General features: G+C 74.9%; 1 pseudogene. It reads right to left on the minus strand.

From position 1 onward, the window contains the following. A pseudogene (locus tag KDH83_RS30975) lies at positions 1-461 on the minus strand (ribonuclease E/G); the annotation flags it as partial. Positions 462-726 lie beyond the last annotated feature (265 nt).

Consider the following 726-nt stretch of genomic DNA (forward strand, 5'->3'; position numbering starts at 1 on the left):
ACGGGCGTCGCCTGAACCGGCTGGGCCTTGACGGCTTGCTCGACTGCCGGAGCAGCTTCGGCCTGAGCGGCCTGAACGGCTTCTTCAGCGGACGCGGCGGCTTGCGGCTGAGCAGGCGTTTCAGCCGATTCGGCGGGAGCCTGGGCCTGGACAGCCTCGGCGCCATTGTCCTCGTCACCAGCGTCATCCAGCTGTTCGTCGCTGCCGATCAGGCCGTTCTCGTCCTGGCTGCGGCGGCCGCGGCGGCTGCGGCGGCGGCGGCGCTTGCGCTCGGGATCGGCCGCGCCTTCGGCGCCTTCGGCCAGCGCGATGCCGTCTTCCGTTTGCTCGATGGCATCCGTCTGTTCCTGGAGGGCGGCCACGGGAGCGGCTTCAGCGGCAGGAGCGGCGGGCTTGGCGTCGGGGAGGGCGGTGGCCACGGTCTGGGCCAGCGCCGCGACCATGCTTTCCTGTTCGCTCATCGGCGCGTCGGACTGGCCTTCCTCGCGGCGGTTGCGGCCACGGCCGCGACGGCGATTGCGGCCGGCGCCCGCGTCGGCGCCCGCGGCCCCCGCCGCCCGCCCCGGGCGGGGGGTTGGCAGCCCGGGCCCGGGGCGGCCGGCGCCGGGGCGTTCCACCAGGGCGGGGGGCGTGCCGGCCGGCGCCAGCACGCCGGTGAAGTTCTCGACGATGAGATCCGGCCCGGCGCCAGCACGCCGGTGAAGTTCTCGACGATGAGATCCGGCA

Source organism: Achromobacter sp. Marseille-Q0513, from assembly GCF_018195695.1.
GTDB lineage: Bacteria > Pseudomonadota > Gammaproteobacteria > Burkholderiales > Burkholderiaceae_B > Achromobacter.